Origin of the sequence: Deinococcus sp. Leaf326 (assembly GCF_001424185.1) — a bacterium.
Classification (GTDB): domain Bacteria; phylum Deinococcota; class Deinococci; order Deinococcales; family Deinococcaceae; genus Deinococcus.
In genome coordinates, this window is sequence record NZ_LMOM01000001.1 from 543506 (window position 1) to 558439 (window position 14934).

Sequence of the window (14934 nt, forward strand, 5' to 3'; positions counted from 1 at the left end):
CCCTGCCCGGCTCCCGGCGGGCCGCCGCTCAGCCCCCGTCCAGCCCCTCTTTGTGCAGCATCTCGCGGACCTGGGAAGCCGTGTAGGTGCGCGAGGGCACCCGCAGCAGCCGCAGTCCGCCGCAGCGGAAGGCCATGTCCTTGACGGCGTCGCGGTACTGCTGCTGGTCGGCGGTGTGCGACACCCCGTCGAGCTCGATAGCGAGCACCGGGCGGTAGTGGTCGCGCGTGTGGACCAGCAAAAAGTCCACGTGCTTGTCCCGGAGGCGTCCGCGTGTGGCCCCCGAATTGACCTTGTCGGTGATGTCGAACAGGTCGCCCAGCCGCACCTTGGTGAGCACGCGGTAGGGCAGGTCGGCGGTCGCGGCCTCCAGCGCCTCGAAGAAGGCGGCCTCGTCGCGCGTGAAGAAGTAGCGCCGGACCTTGAGGGGCAGCGACTCGGGCAGGGGCGCGCCCGAGCGCTGCGCTCCCTTGCCCGGCAGGGCGGAGGCAGCTTTTTCCCGGATTCCGAACAGCGAGGCGAGACATCCCAGAGGCACGCCCCACGGTAGCGCGCCGCGCCTGACACTGCGGGCACAGCCCTTCCCATCCCCTATCCTGGGCACGTCTCCCGTATACTCACCGCCTGTCTTTGAACCGAGTCCAATATTGATGGGGCCTGCCCGCCCCTGGAGGTTTCCGCCGTGCTGCCCACCATTCACAAGATCGTCTTCTTTCTGTTCGCCCTGGTGGCCGGGGGCTTCGGGGCCTGGGGCTTCTGGCGGCTCTACCTGCGCGTCCGCCGCGGCGCGCCGAGCACGGAAACCCGCTTCGACCGCCTGCCCGAGCGCCTGGGCTACGCGCTGCGCGTCAGCCTGACCCAGGAGCGCACCTTCCGGCGCCGGCCCTGGATCAGCACGCTGCACGCCTTCATCTTCTACGGCTTCGTGTACTACCTGCTGGTGAACGTGGTGGACGGCCTGGAAGGCTACTTTCACTTCTCCATCCTGAGCAGCAACCCGTTGGGAGCGGTGTACAACGTCCTGGCCGACGTGCTGAGCTTCCTGGTGCTCGTCGGCGTGATCGGGCTGGTCATCCGGCGCTTCGGCTCGCCGAGCAAGCGCGACTTCCGCTTCACCGAAAAGACGCCCATCCACCCGCTCATCAAGCAGAACTACATCGCCCGCGACGGGTTGATCGTGAGCTCCTTCATCACCTTCCACGTGGGGAGCCGCATTCTGGGCAACGCCGCCAAGATGGTCGCCGAGAACCGCGAGTTCGGGCACTACGACGCCTTCCAGCCCTTCTCGTCCGCGCTGGGCTCGGCGTTGTTCGGCGGCCTGAGTGACCGCGCCGTCGAGGGCTGGCGCATCTTCGGCTTCTGGGGGGCGCTGGGCAGCGTGCTGGCGTTCCTGTCGTACTTCCCGTACACCAAGCATATCCACATCTTCATGGCTCCGCTGAACTACGCCCTCAAGCGCCCGGTGGGCAGCGGCGTCCTGCCGCCCATGAAGGGGCTGGAAGAGGCGATGGAGGCCGAGGAACCCAAACTGGGCGCCGAGAAGCTCGAAGACCTCGAGTGGCCCCGGCTGCTCGACGCGTACTCGTGCATCCAGTGCAACCGCTGCCAGGACGTGTGCCCGGCGAACGCGACCGGCAAGGCGCTCTCGCCCGCCGCGCTCGAAATCAACAAGCGCATGGAACTCAACGTGATCGCCTCTCACCCCAGCCCCTTCACGCTGCGGCCTGCGGCGTACGAATCGGGTGCCAGCACGGCCCACCCCCTGCTGGAATTCGCCATCAACGAGGAATCGGTGTGGGCCTGCACGACCTGCGGCGCGTGCATGCAGGTGTGCCCGGTGCAGGACGAGCAGATGCTCGACATCATCGATATCCGCCGGCATCAGGTCATGGTGGCGGGCGAGTTCCCGGCACAGCTCCAGACGGCCTTCCGGGGTATGGAGCGCACCTCGAACCCCTGGGGCATCTCGCGCGACAAGCGCCTGGAGTGGGCCGAGGGTCTCAAGGTGCCCACCATCGAGGAAAATCCCGAACCCGACGTCATCTACTGGGTCGGCTGCGCGGCGGCCTACGACCCCGGCGCGCAGAAGGTGGCCCGCAGCTTCGTGCAGCTGCTCGACAAGGCAGGCGTGAACTACGCCGTGCTGGGCAAGAAGGAGGCCTGCACCGGCGACAGCGCGCGGCGCAGCGGCAACGAGTTCCTGTACCAGACCCTGGCCGCCGAGAACGTCGAGACCCTGAACACGGTGCGCCCCAAGCTGATCGTGGCGACCTGCCCGCACTGCATGAACGCCATCGGGCACGAGTACAAGCAGCTCGGCGGCGACTACCGCACGGTGCACCATACCGAGTACCTGGAGACGCTAGTGGCGGCGGGCCAGCTTCCCCTGACGGATCTGGGCGACCATGTCACCTACCACGACCCCTGCTACCTGGGCCGCCACAACGGCGTGTACGACGCGCCGCGCAACCTGATCTCGAAGATGGCCGGCGAGGTCCTGAGTCTGGAGCGGGAGCGCGACAACAGCTTCTGCTGCGGGGCGGGCGGCGCGCAGTTCTGGAAGGAAGAAGAAGAGGGCCGCGAGCGGGTCAGCGACAACCGCTTCCGCGAGTTGCAGACCCGGCTGGACACCGCCGCCGAGGCGAGCGCCGAATTCGAGCGCAGCGGCAAGGTGGTGGCCGTGGGCTGCCCCTTCTGCAAATCGATGCTGAACTCCACGCCCGAGAAGCAGAAGCGCGACGACATCGTGGTGAAGGACGTGGCCGAGCTGATGCTGGAGAGTATGCAGAAGGCGACCGGCGTGACCGTAGCCCCGACCGGCCCCGACGCCGGCGCGGCGCCTACCGAGCAGCCCGAAGTGGTCAGTGCCCCCAACGCCCAGATGCCGATGCACCGTACGGGCGACCTGCCTGCCGCCGGGGGACCGGAGCTGGCCGTGGGCGAAACGGGCGCAGACGTGCAGGGCCCCCAGCCGGGCAGCCCGGTGCAGGCGAGCGCCGACAGCGGCGTGCAGCCCGAGGCCCAGGCCGCGCACCCGGAGGCCGCCGCCCGCAAGAGCTGGAAGCCCAAACGCGACGACGTGGCCCCCCAGCCGGCTGAGACCACTACACCTGTCCCCGACGCGACTCCAACCCGTAAATCGTGGAAGCCCAAAGCGGCGGCGGACGATGTGGTGACAACCCCAGTACAGGGCGCTCCTGCCGCGCCCACCCCCGAAACGACTGGCGACCCCGGCGCGCGCAAGGCCTGGAAGCCGAAAGCTGCCCAGACGGAGGCGGCGCCGTCAGAAGCGGCACAGACCAGCGACGATGTGGCACAGGCCACCCCCACACCGCAGGCTCAGCCCGACGCCGCTTCAGCCCGCAAGGCCTGGAAGCCGAAGGCCGCAGCCGACGACGTGAGCGCCGCCCCCGTGACCCTCCCGGAACCGGCCGCCCCAGCCCCTGTCGCTGCCCCAGCTCCGGAGACGGCGGCCCCCCGCAAGGCCTGGGCCCCGAAGGCGAGAGCCGAGGCACCCGCTCCGGCAGTCTCCCCTGCCCTAAGCACCGAGGGAGCGGAGGGCGACATGACCCCAGCCCCAGCCGTGGCGGCGACCGACCCGGTACAGGCCCCGCCCAGCCAGACCCCCGAGCGCAAGAAGTGGGCCCCCAGGGCGGCCGCTCAGGCGGAGGCCGCGTCAGCCCCAGCGCCGGTAACTGCCCCGCCGGTCACGCCCAGCACCGCGGGCGCCGACGCGGCCCCGGCTGAAGCCCTCGCCGAAGCTGTAGCCCCCGCCCCCGGCAGCCGTCCCAAATGGACTCCGAAGGCCAGAACCGACGCCGCCCCAGCCACGCCTGCTGCCGCGACCGCGCTTCCCGAGCAGGAACCCATCACCGAGCACGTCCATCTGGAACAGGTCGGCGAAAACCTGCTGGAGGAAGGCGCGCGGGCGACCAGCGAACCCGGCGCGGGCGGCCGCAAGAAGTGGACGCCGAAAAAGAAGGCCTGAGCACCTGCCAAGTCCAGAGGAGAGGGGGCCGCGGCCCCCTCTCCTTTTTTGCCCCCAGGTACTGTTGGCGGCGCCGCTTTTGACAAATGCTCTAGGATGAGGGATATGACCATCGCCATCGTCACCGATTCGACGAGTGACCTGAGTCCGCAGCTGTGCGGGCAGTACGGCGTCCGCAGTGTGCCGCTGTACGTGCTGTTCGACGGCCAGATGTACCGCGACGGCCTGGACATCCGGCCCACCGAACTGTTCACGGGTGTGCGCGCCGGCAAGAAGACGCCCAGCACCTCGCAGCCCAGCCCCGCCGAGTTCTCGGCCGTGTACCGCGAGGCCCTGGACAGTGCCGACGAGGTGCTGAGCATTCACATCAGCAGTCTGCTGTCAGGCACGGTGGGCAGCGCGCAGCTCGCCGCCCAGGAGTTCGGCGGCCGGGTCACGGTGATGGACAGCCGCACGGTAACCATGAGCCTGGGCCTGCGTGTGCTGCGCGCCGCCGAACTGGCCCGCGAGGGCCGGAGCATGGCCGAGATCGTGGCCGCGCTCGACAAGGTCGCCCCGGACGCCGACCTGCGCTTCACGGTAGACACGCTGGATTTCCTGCGGATCAACGGGCGCATCGGCGGGGGCGCGGCGCTGCTCGGCAGCCTGCTGAACATCAAACCCCTGCTGGTGGTCAAGGGCGGGCGCGTCGAGAGCGGGGGGCGCGCGCGTGGCAGCAAGAAGGCGATGCAGGAACTGAGGACCCACACGGCCGACTACGTCGCGCGCCACGGCGGCGCGCGGGCCGCCTTCCTGTACACGGCGGGGGGCGAGGCGTCGGCGCAGGAACTGGCGGCCAGTCTCTCGGGCGTGGCCTTCGAGAACCTGGGGGCCCACGAGATCGGCGCGGTCGTCGCCACGCACGCCGGCCCCGGTGCCTACGGCGTGGCCCTGGAACCTCCCCGCTAGGTCGCTCCGTTGTTGCCGACTGTTCCGGGCCGCCGGGGAGCCGGGCGGTTCCTGCTGGGTGCGGCCCTGACCCTGGGGTTGGCCGCCTGTCAGCAGCCCGCCGCACACCGGGCCGAGCCGGCCTCCAGTCCGGTGCGGGCCGCTGCCCCAGGCGCCGCACCGGTCGCCTCTGGTGAGAGCGCCCCGCAACCGGTAACGGCCGCGCCGAAGACCAGTCCCGCCGCCGTCCCGCCGTCCCGCCTCATTCGGCCCGAACTGCGGGACCCCGGGGGTTGCCTGACCGCTGCACCCACCGTTGCCAAGGCGCCCACGCCGCCCCTACCGCTGAGTGGTCGCCTGGGGCTGTGGGTCGCAGAGATCGACCCGGAGACGCTGGGGGTGATCCGGGCGGTGGGCACCAACCCTGACAGCGTGTTTCCACTCGCGAGCACCTACAAGCAGGCGGTGCTGTGGGCCCTGCTGCGCGAGTTCGATGCCGGGCGCGTCTCGCCGACCGAACGCTTCGACGTGTCTCGCGGCACCCAGAGCCTGGGCACCTATCCCTTCGACGGCATGAACGTGCGGGACCTCTCCACCCGCATGATCCAGTACAGCGACAACACCGCCACCGACCTGCTGCACCGGCGCGTGGGCCTGGGCCGCGTGCAGGCGGTGGCCGACCGCCTGGGCCTGTGCCGCACCCGCCTGATCCTGCCGACCCGCGACTGGTGGGTGGCGCAGTCGGGGCTGTCGGCCACCTTCAGCGGCACCTCGCGCTGGGCCGGGGCGACCGGCGCCGAGCGACTGCGGCTGGCAAGCCTCATCGACGCCGACGCCCGGCAGTATCCGGCCGGGTACATCCAGCGCCAGCTCGACCTGTATTTCGACCACCGCTACCAGCCGGCCGACGACCTGCGGGCGCACAACCTCAGTACGCCCTACGAACTGGGCACGTTGTTGGCGCACGAATTCCTCGATCCCGGCCTGTCGCCCCGCGCGCGCAAGTGGCAGCGTGAGGTGATGGCGCGGGGCTTCGGCCGGCGCGCACTGCGGGCCGAGGCAGCTGGCAACGTCGCCTTTTTCGGCGGCAAGGGGGGCAACGGTTGGCGGCTGCTGACCTACAGCGGCTACTTCCAGACGAAGGACGGCCGGCAGGTCGTCTACGCCTTCATGCAGCACGGCGCCGACCAGACCTACACGATGCCCAACACCCGCCGCGCCTTTGCCTGGATCAATGCCGGGATAGACGCGGTGATCGGCGCGCAGATTCCCCGGCCCCTAGCCCCGAAGCCGGCCAAAGCCGGGCACCCCTGAACAGGCGGGCGAGGAGGGCGGGCGCATCGTCCCCGGCTCTCCTCGCGCCGCCCCTCAGCCCTCCTGGGCGTCCACCCGCGCCAGTTCGGCCGTGATGGCCGCGTCGAGGTCGCGGCGCACCTGGGGATACGGCTCGGAGCGAGAGGCCCCCGCCGCCGGCACGTGGCCGCCGCCGCCCAGGGCCACGGCGATGTTCTGGGCGCTGACCGGGCCGCGCGACCGCAGCGAGAGCTTCACGCGGTCGCCGAAGTCCTTGACCATCACGGCGAGCACGGTGCCCTCGGCGCTGCGCAGCAGGCCCACATAGGACTCGACGTCTTCCCACGTGGCCCCCGCACGCGACAGCATGGCGTCGTCCACGCGCGCCAGCACTACCCGGCCGCCATGCGTGAATTCCATGGTGCCCAGCACCTCACGCAGCAGCAGGTAGTACGAGTGCGAGTTCTGGGCCATCTGGTCGCCCAGCCAGCCCAGACGGGCGCCGTGGGCGCGCAGGCGGGCAGCGTACTCGAAGGTCTCGGCACTCACGCTGTCGAAGCTGAAGCTGCCGGTATCCGTCTTGAGCCCGAGCATGAGCGGGGTAGCGACCGCCTCGGACCAGGGCGCCCCCAGCGCGTCGATCACGTCGGCCACCAGCATGGTCGTCGCCGGCTTGGAAGGGTCCACGGCGCCCGCCGTGGACCGCCGCAGATTGGTGCCGTGGTGGTCAAGGTTGACCACGTCGCCCGCAAAGGCCGCCAGGTCGGCGCCCGCCACCCGCACGGGGTCGTTGTTATCCACGTCGAGCACGGCGGCCAGGGCGCCGGCGGGCCACGCGGTCAGCGGCGCGGCGACCTCGCCCGGCTGGGGCAGAAAACGCAGGTAGCGCGGCACCTCCAAGGGTGCCACGACCTCGCGGCCCATCGCCCGCAGCGCCCTCGTCAGGCCCAGCACGCTGCCCAGAGCGTCTCCGTCGGGGTTCTCGTGGGCCAGGACCACCACGGGGCCGTCGTGGGCGAGCAGCCTCGCCGCCACCGCCTGAATGTCCCGCGCATACTCGGGACTGCCGGAGTTCATCCTCGTCATCCGCTGAAGTATAAGAGGGCTCGCCTGCACAGCGCCCCCGCCCCGCGCCGCGCCGCGCGGCATAGTGGCCCCCATGAGCGAATCTCCTGCCCGGACCCGTCACGTCGCCTTCGACTGGGGCGGCGTCTTTACCGTCGGCACCTTCGACGGCCGCAGCACCCAGAACGTCGCCGAGCGCGCCGGGGTACCGGTCGAGCGTGTGCGCGAAAGCTACTTCCGGCATGTGCGGCAGCTGGAGGTCGGCGCCTGGAGCCTGCCGCAGTTCTGGACCGTATTGCAGGAGGAGGCCGGGATTCCGCTGCCCTACGACGAATTCGAGGAACTGTACCTGGGCAGCGTGCACGACAACGCCCCCATGTACGCCGCGTTGAGTGCCCTGCCCGCCGACGTGCGCGTGGGCCTGCTGAGCAACAACTACCCCGTCGTGAGCGACCACCTGCGCAAGGATGCGCGCTTCGGGCGTTTCGACGCGCTGGTGTTCAGCAACGAGATCGGGCACAAGAAGCCCGCGCCCGAGGCCTTCGACGCGCTGGAGGAGGCAATGGGCGTGCCCGCCGCGCAGGTGGCCTTCGTAGACGACGTGCAGGAGAACATCGACGCCGCTCACGCCGCCGGCTTTCATGGCCTGCTGTACCACCACGACCGCCACGAGCAGTTTGAGCGCGAGCTGACCGCCTGGCTGGCCGGCGAGGGCTGAAGCTGGGGGCTGGCCTGAAGTGGTGTACCTGCGGCGCGTGAGAGTACACCACGCGCACAGGTACACCACCTCTTTTACGGCCCCGGCGGGGGCACACTGGCTCTACAGCACCCGAAGGGCCCGTTCTTCAGGCACTCCCACCGTGGGGGCGCCAGTCTTCCCCTTCGGCCAGGAGCCAACCATGACCGCACAGCCCCGCACCCCCGCCGAGATCCTGAGCAAGACGTGGCAGACCGAGGAGCGTTGGCAGGGCGTCCGGCGCAACTACAGCGCCGACGAGGTGGTCAAGCTGCGCGGCAGCCTGATGGTCGAGCACACCCTCGCCAAGCACGGCGCGACCAAGCTGTGGGGGCTCATGAAGGACGAACCCTTCGTGAACGCGCTCGGCGCCCTGACCGGCAACCAGGCCATGCAGCAGGTCAAGGCGGGCCTCAAGGCCATCTACCTCTCGGGCTGGCAGGTCGCGGGCGACGCCAACAACGCCGGGCAGATGTACCCCGACCAGAGCCTGTACCCGGCGAGCAGTGTGCCCGACGTGGTGAGGCGCATCAACAACACGCTGCGCCGGGCCGACCAGATCCAGCACAGCGAGGGCCGGCACGACGTGGACTACTTCGCGCCCATCGTGGCCGATGCCGAGGCGGGTTTCGGCGGGCCGCTGAACGCCTTCGAGCTCATGAAGGCCATGATTGAGGCGGGCGCGGCGGGCGTGCACTTCGAGGACCAGCTCGCCAGCGAGAAGAAATGCGGCCACCTGGGCGGTAAGGTGCTCGTGCCGACCAGCCAGTTCATCCGGACACTGAACGCGGCCCGCCTCGCCGCCGATGTGTCGGGCGTGCCCACGGTCCTGATCGCACGTACCGACGCCGACGCTGCCAACCTGCTGACAAGTGACGTGGACGACAACGACAAGCCCTTCTGTACCGGCGAGCGTACTCCCGAGGGCTTCTACTACGTCCGGCCGGGCATCGAGCAGGCGATTTCCCGCGCCCTGGCCTACGCGCCCTATGCCGACGTGATCTGGTGCGAGACGAGTGTGCCGAACCTGGATGAGGCCCGCAGGTTCGCCGAGGCCGTGCACGCGCAGTTTCCGGGCAAGCTGCTGGCCTACAACTGCTCGCCTTCCTTCAACTGGCGCAAGAACCTCGACGACGAGACCATCGCCAAATTTCAGGTCGAACTGGGCCGGCTGGGCTACAAGTTCCAGTTCATCACGCTGGCGGGCTTCCACAGCCTGAACATGGCGATGTTCGACCTCGCGCACGGATACGCCCGGCGCCAGATGCCCGCCTTCGTCGAATTGCAGGAGCGCGAATTCGCGGCGCAGGACCGCGGCTTCACGGCCGTCAAGCACCAGCGCGAAGTGGGCACCGGGTACTTCGACCTCGTGGCCCAGGCGGCGGGCGGCGGCCAGAGCAGCACCACGGCCCTCGCCGGCAGCACGGAGGCGCAGCAGTTCGGGCACCGCGAGCTGGCCGGGGCGCACGACTGAGGACCGGAGCGGGAGGAGGGTGGTCAGGAAGGGCTTCCCCCCTTCTCACCATGGGGGCGAGCCGCTTACCCTGAAGGCCTGTGGAGCCCGTGGCTGACGCCGGGCCTGTTCGTGGACCATGAGCCCAGAGAGACGGTCACAATCCCGCCACCGGTACACCACGCCTATGAAAGCGGGAAGCGAACCGGCCTCCGTTCAGGGGCCCTCCGCTTCCCACCTGCCGTCCTGCGGGCTGGCTCTCTATTCCGTGCCAACCTCGTGCCCGTCGTCACGCTGCTCCAGCCGGAAGCCGTGGGGCAGAAAGTCGCGCACGAGGCCGCTCACCACGTCACCGTGCTGGTTGACGCACACGACGCGGGCGTCCGGCGCAAACTCGTAGAGAACCTGCCGGCACGCGCCGCAGGGGCTGGCCGGGGGGCTGGCTTCCGAGTAGACCATGAGGTCAGTAAACTCGCGTCCACCCGCCGTCGCCATCGCCTGCACCGCCGACTGCTCGGCGCAGCGGCCCAGGCCGTAGCTGGCATTCTCGACGTTGGCCCCGAAAAACACCCGGCCGTCGGTGGTGCGCAGCGCGGCGCCCACGCGGAACTTGCTGTAGGGCGCGTACGCCTGCTTGAACGCGGCCTGCGCGCCTTCGAGCAGTTGCGGATCGGGACTCAGGTTCAGGGGATTGCTGGACTGCTCTGTGTCGGTACGGGTCACGCCCGCATTATTCATGAGCCGGCACCTCGGACCCCTCGGGCGGATTCGGGTCGGGGGCACGCTCGACGCGCACACGTGTCACGCGGCGCTGGTCGGCCTCCTCGACCGTGAAGCTCCAGCCGGCGTACAGGAAGTGCTGGCCGATTTCCGGGATGTCCCCGAAGTGGTTGGTTATGAACCCGGCCAGCGTATCGAACTCGCCCTCGCCGTCCTCGATATTGCTGTCCAGACGCTGCTCGACCTCGTGGACGGTCAGGCTAGCGTCCATCAGGTAGATGCCGTCGCCCAGCACTTCCACCTGCGGCAACTCCTCCTCGTCGGTCTCGTCGTAGATCTCGCCGACGATCTCCTCGAGGGCGTCTTCGAGCGTGACCAGCCCGGCGGTGCCGCCGAACTCGTCGACGACCACACTCATGTGCGACTTCTTGTCGCGCATCTTGGCGAGCAGGTCCTTGATCTTCATACCCTCCGGCACGAAGTACACCGGGCGCATCACGTCGGCGATCGAGATGTGGTCGAGTTCCTCGAGGTGACGCAGCACGTCGCCCGTATGCGCGATGCCCACGATGTTGTCGGCCGTGTCCTGAAAGACCGGCACGCGCGAGTAGCCGTGTTCGGTGCTCAGTTCGAGCAGCCGGCGCAGCGGCGCGGCGGCGTCCACGACCACCATGTCCACGCGCGGCGTCATGACCTCGCGCACGGTAGTGTCCGACAGGTCGAACACGTTATACACGAGCTCCTTCTCGCTGTCCTCGAGAACGCCCTCCTGGCTCGAGGCGCCCACGATCATGCGGATCTCCTCTTCCGAGTAGGCCGTGTGGTGCCCGGCGACGCCGCGCAGCCCGAAGAGCCGCACCACGCCGTTGCCCAGCGCGTTCAGACCCTTGATAGCCCACTTGAAGACGGTCGCGAAGATCAGCAGCGGGCGCGTGACGAGGAGGGCCACCTGCTCGCTGCGCTGCAGGGCCCAGCTTTTGGGCGCCAGCTCGCCGATCACGATGTGCAGCACGGTACTGATGGCAAAGGCCACACCGAAGCTGATGGCCTTGATCTGGCCCTCGGTGAGGGTCGTCTCGGCGAACAGCGGGTGGATGAGGTGCTCGATGGCCGGCTCGGCGACGAAGCCGATGGCGAGGCTGGCCATCGTGATGCCGAGCTGCGTCGCGGCGATGTAGAGGTCGAGATTTTGCAGGGCGCGCTGCGTGGCGCGGGCCGTGCTGTTGCCTTCCTCGGCGAGCTGGTCGATGCGGGTGCGCCGCACACTGACCAGGGCGAACTCGGCCGCCACGAAAAAGCCGTTCATCACGACGAGGAAGAACAGGGCAAACAGACCAATGATGTCGTTCATGAAGTGGCGTGCTCCAGGCCACGCCCCGGCACGCCGCAAGGCACATGCTGCCCGCCACACGCGCGTGGCGCGTAGCGTCGGTTGCCGGACAGGTTGTCTTGCCACAGTAAAAAACCCGCCCGCAGGCGGTCTTTTCGCGGCGCATTCAGAGAGCCAGGACTGGGAGGCTCCATAAGCACCCTCAGCCTACCACACCCGGCCCCCTCCACTGGGGGACAGTCGCCTTTGCAACAAAGACCGGGCCCCCGCCGCAAAGGCAGGGGCCCGGAGAAGGGTCGGATTAGGTTGCACGGTTCGCCAGAGGACACCAGCGGATTGCGGCGCGTCATTGAAACAGGTGCAACGCGCCTATGGTGCCGCGTGCAGCCACCGCACTTTGTGCTTTTTTCGCAGTGTGGGACATGATTTAAGACTTGTTCAACTTCCTCGCCAAAGTGCCGGCACAGGTCACGCCGCCGACCCGACCCGGGGCAGGTTCTCGAAACAACGGCGGGCAACCCCCACGATCCACAGCCGGGCGGGCAGGCCCGAAGCCTCCCAGCAGGGCGCGCGGCGCCGCACCTCCGCGAAGGCCAGGTACACGGCGTCCTCGGGCTGCGCGAGGCGGCAGTGCGCGGCCAGCGCGAACAGCAGTGGACTGAAGACCTTCACGCACAAGTACAGGTCCTGCCCGCCCCCCACGAGAAAAGCCCGCAGGACCTCGTCACTGCGGTCATCTGGAGAGGCGGTCATCATCACCGCAGTCTGGCGTGCCGGATGACCCCTCAATGTGGAGGAGCTTGAGCGAATGCCCATCGTCCGGCGGTGCACCCGTCACCTGCATGGTGGCCAGGCACCTCAGCCGCCCGGAAGGGTGAAGCCGAAAGTGGCCCCCTGGCCGACCTCGCCGTGCGCGAAGACCTCGCCGCCGTGCCGGGTGATGATGCGCCGCACGTTCGCCAGTCCGACTCCCGTGCCCTCGAACTCGTCGGCGCGGTGCAGGCGCTGAAAGACCCCGAACAGGTTCTCGGCGTAGCGCGGATCGAAGCCCACGCCATTGTCGCGCACGAACAGCGCCCAGTCGCTCCCCCGGCGCTCGGCCCAGATCTCGATTCGGGTCAGCTCCCGTGGCCGGGTGTATTTCAGGGCGTTGGTGAGCAGGTTCACGAACACCTGACGCAACGTGTCGGCGTCGGCCCTGACCACCGGCAGCTCACCCACCCCCCACTCGACCCGACGGTCCCCAGCGTCGGGCTGGACCTCGGCGCGCACCGAGGCCAGCAGCCCTCCCAGGTCCACCGGGGCGAACGACAGGTCCGCCCGTGAGGTACGCGACAAGTCCAGCATGGCGTCGATCAGAACGTTCATACGCTGGCCCGCCTCGGCCACCACGTTCAGGTAGCGCGTTGCGCGGGGGGGCGCCTCCGGGCCCAGCGCCTGACGCAGCAGGCTGTTGAAGCCCAGGATGTGCCGCACCGGGGTGCGCAGGTCGTGCGACACCGAGTAGGCGAAGGCCTCGAGTTCCTCATTGGCCGCCTCGAGCTTGCGCCGCTCGGACGCAAGCTGCTCCAGGCCCCGCGCGCGCTCCAGCGCCAGACCCAGACTGCGGACCACCGTCTCAAGGAGCGACTTGTCCACCGGGTGCCACTCGTGCGCCCCCGCCGTGGTGATGCTCAGGACGCCGCTGGGCTGCCCGCCGACGAGTACCGGCAGCGTGGCGACCGAAGAAGACTCTTCGCCCGGCAGCTGGGCGCCCTGGGGCCAAGTCCGGTCCTGGTAGTAGGGCAGGCCACTCCTCCAGGGCACGTCCAGGGGCGGCGCGTCCCCCGCCGGGAGGCCGTCCCCGACCAGGGCGGTGTGCGCCGAGGCCACGTCCCCCACAGCGCTGCGGACGGTCCAGCGGCCGCCCTGAAGTTCCCAGTACACCGTGTGGCCACTGGGCAGCAGGGGCAGCATGGCGCCCTGCGCGCGGCGCACGAGCGCGTAGGGGTCGCCCTCGAGCGTGAGGTCGTGCGACAGCAGCGCGAAGCTCTCCAGCCAGCGGGTCCGGGTATGCAGCTCGGCGTTGCGTGTCTCCAGGGCGCGCGCCGCCTCGCTGCGCTCCAGGGCGAGGCGCAGGCTGCGGCCCACCGCGCGCAGGATGGCCCGGTCGCCCTCGGTCCAGCTTATGGCGCTGCGCCGGGCCACGGCCAGGACTCCCAGCACCTGCCCCCCCACGCTCAGGGGATAGGCGCCGCTGGAGGCGTACTCGCCCAGGTACTCGCCGTGGTCGCGCGCGGCCGTCTCGCCCTCGCGGAACACGGGGCGCTGGGTACTCAGCAGCTCCGCGACCAGCGGGTGATCGTCACCGAACCCGCTGCGGACCTGCGACAGTTCGGCGCGGATATCGCCGCTCCAGGCCTGCGCGCGCCACAGACCGTCCTCGCGCGCGTAGTACGCGGCGCTGTCGCCCGAAAACCGTGCCCGCAGCACGTCGATAGCCTGCTTGGCAAGGACCAGCACGTCGGTCTCGCTGCCGACCGCCTCGGTCAGCGCGGCGAAGGCGTCGAGCGCGGCGGTCCGCTCGGCCAGTGCCCGCTCCTGCTGCTGGCGGCGGGTGATGTCGCGCTGCGCGACGAGCCCCCCCACGGTGCCGTCGGGCAGCGTCACCGGCTGGCCCGTGACAAGTACGGTGCGCGGCGCCTTCCCCGGCACCCGGATCACGAGTTCGTTGTTGTGGACCGTCTCGCCCTTCCAGGCCCGGTAGAGGGGCACTTCCTCGGGAGTCAGGCGCCGCTCGCCGCCCGGCGCGTACAGGTGATAGAGCGTCGGCCAGTCCTGCGGCGACACCGGCACGAGCGGTTGGTCGTGAAAGTCCTCGCTGACGGCGTTCGACAAGACGATGTGGCCCTGGGCATCACAGACGATGACCGACTCGCCCAGACTGCTCAGGATGGCGGGCAGAAAGGTCTGTTCGTTGGGGGACGGCGCCGCTGCCGTGACGAGCACGCCGCCCACCCCGTCCCCGTCCGGCACCGGTCCGTAGGACAGGCTGAAGGCCGCCTCCCGCCCCGCCCGGTCGCCCCTGCCCTCCCGTGGGGCCAGCGGTAGAGGCTGGCCCATCACGACGTAGCTCTCGCCGCGCCGGACCGCCTCGATATGCCGGCTCTCGGCCGGCCGCAGGGCCGCGCCGGCCCAGCCGGCTCCCCCGCTTCCGAGCAGCCGGGCATAGGGCACGTTGTAGAGGGGAGCGGCCGCCTCGCCCCACAGCAGCAGGGCGGGCAGGGGGTGGGCAAGGACCAGCCCGGCGGCGGCCCGCAGCGCGGACGACCACCCGGCCACGCGGCCCAGAGGAGTTGCCGCCCAGTCCAGCCCGGCCTGCCGTTCCAGAAGAGAGAGCCCGTTCATCGGAAGGCGCGGGGGAGGGAGGGGGCGGATCGGGT

11 protein-coding genes are annotated in these 14934 nt (G+C 69.7%); 5 read left to right on the top strand and 6 right to left on the bottom strand.

What is annotated here, in order from left to right:
- Positions 1 to 28: 28 nt before the first annotated feature.
- Positions 29 to 538 (bottom strand): DUF2726 domain-containing protein, encoded by a 510-nt coding sequence (locus ASF71_RS02730; protein ID WP_235514094.1) that lies wholly within the window; start codon positions 536 to 538, stop codon positions 29 to 31.
- 144 nt (positions 539 to 682) lie between these two features.
- On the opposite strand from ASF71_RS02730, the gene ASF71_RS02735 reads away from it, so the two are divergent.
- The 3 genes from ASF71_RS02735 (at position 683) to ASF71_RS02745 (ending at position 6229) form a co-directional block, all read left to right on the top strand.
- Complete coding sequence (locus ASF71_RS02735; protein ID WP_056294417.1) at positions 683 to 3988, top strand: heterodisulfide reductase-related iron-sulfur binding cluster; 3306 nt, start codon at positions 683 to 685, stop codon at positions 3986 to 3988.
- A 105-nt stretch (positions 3989 to 4093) separates the two neighbouring features.
- Positions 4094 to 4936: a DegV family protein gene (locus ASF71_RS02740; protein WP_056294419.1), complete on the top strand. Its 843-nt coding sequence runs from the start codon at positions 4094 to 4096 to the stop codon at positions 4934 to 4936.
- 12 nt (positions 4937 to 4948) lie between these two features.
- Positions 4949 to 6229: a serine hydrolase gene (locus ASF71_RS02745; RefSeq protein WP_369814948.1), complete on the top strand. Its 1281-nt coding sequence runs from the start codon at positions 4949 to 4951 to the stop codon at positions 6227 to 6229.
- A 54-nt stretch (positions 6230 to 6283) separates the two neighbouring features.
- On the opposite strand, the gene ASF71_RS02750 is transcribed toward ASF71_RS02745, so the two are convergent.
- The gene (locus tag ASF71_RS02750) at positions 6284 to 7294 is read right to left on the bottom strand and encodes a bifunctional oligoribonuclease/PAP phosphatase NrnA (RefSeq protein ID WP_056294422.1); all 1011 of its coding nucleotides are present in this window, start codon (positions 7292 to 7294) and stop codon (positions 6284 to 6286) included.
- 73 nt (positions 7295 to 7367) lie between these two features.
- Here ASF71_RS02750 and ASF71_RS02755 point away from each other — a divergent pair, with 73 nt between their 5' ends.
- Both ASF71_RS02755 and aceA read left to right on the top strand, forming a co-directional pair.
- Positions 7368 to 7991 carry an HAD family phosphatase gene (locus ASF71_RS02755; RefSeq protein ID WP_056294426.1) on the top strand — a complete coding sequence of 208 codons (624 nt, stop codon included), beginning with the start codon at positions 7368 to 7370 and terminating at the stop codon, positions 7989 to 7991.
- A gap of 181 nt (positions 7992 to 8172) precedes the next feature.
- Positions 8173 to 9483, top strand: coding sequence for an isocitrate lyase (aceA, locus tag ASF71_RS02760; protein ID WP_056294431.1), 1311 nt, complete (start codon positions 8173 to 8175; stop codon positions 9481 to 9483).
- Positions 9484 to 9723: 240 nt separating this feature from the next.
- Here aceA and cdd read toward each other — a convergent pair whose 3' ends face one another.
- The 4 genes from cdd to ASF71_RS02780 form a co-directional block, all read right to left on the bottom strand.
- Positions 9724 to 10185, bottom strand: coding sequence for a cytidine deaminase (gene cdd / locus ASF71_RS02765; RefSeq protein ID WP_235514095.1), 462 nt, complete (start codon positions 10183 to 10185; stop codon positions 9724 to 9726).
- A 7-nt stretch (positions 10186 to 10192) separates the two neighbouring features.
- On the bottom strand, positions 10193 to 11533 hold the full coding sequence (locus ASF71_RS02770) for a hemolysin family protein (protein ID WP_056294437.1): 1341 nt from the start codon (positions 11531 to 11533) through the stop codon (positions 10193 to 10195).
- Between the two features lie 447 nt (positions 11534 to 11980).
- Positions 11981 to 12268 (bottom strand): hypothetical protein, encoded by a 288-nt coding sequence (locus ASF71_RS02775; RefSeq protein ID WP_056294440.1) that lies wholly within the window; start codon positions 12266 to 12268, stop codon positions 11981 to 11983.
- Positions 12269 to 12370: 102 nt separating this feature from the next.
- Positions 12371 to 14899, bottom strand: a complete 2529-nt coding sequence (locus ASF71_RS02780; protein ID WP_056294443.1) for an ATP-binding protein — start codon at positions 14897 to 14899, stop codon at positions 12371 to 12373.
- Between the last annotated feature and the right edge of the window lie 35 nt (positions 14900 to 14934).

Coding starts and splice junctions, on each gene's coding strand:
- ASF71_RS02740 (WP_056294419.1), top strand. CDS start 4,094: ATGACCATCGCCATCGTCACCGATTCGACGAGTGACCTGAGTCCGCAG.
- ASF71_RS02750 (WP_056294422.1), bottom strand. CDS start 7,294: ATGACGAGGATGAACTCCGGCAGTCCCGAGTATGCGCGGGACATTCAG.
- ASF71_RS02755 (WP_056294426.1), top strand. CDS start 7,368: ATGAGCGAATCTCCTGCCCGGACCCGTCACGTCGCCTTCGACTGGGGC.
- aceA (WP_056294431.1), top strand. CDS start 8,173: ATGACCGCACAGCCCCGCACCCCCGCCGAGATCCTGAGCAAGACGTGG.
- ASF71_RS02770 (WP_056294437.1), bottom strand. CDS start 11,533: ATGAACGACATCATTGGTCTGTTTGCCCTGTTCTTCCTCGTCGTGATG.
- ASF71_RS02775 (WP_056294440.1), bottom strand. CDS start 12,268: ATGATGACCGCCTCTCCAGATGACCGCAGTGACGAGGTCCTGCGGGCT.
- ASF71_RS02780 (WP_056294443.1), bottom strand. CDS start 14,899: ATGAACGGGCTCTCTCTTCTGGAACGGCAGGCCGGGCTGGACTGGGCG.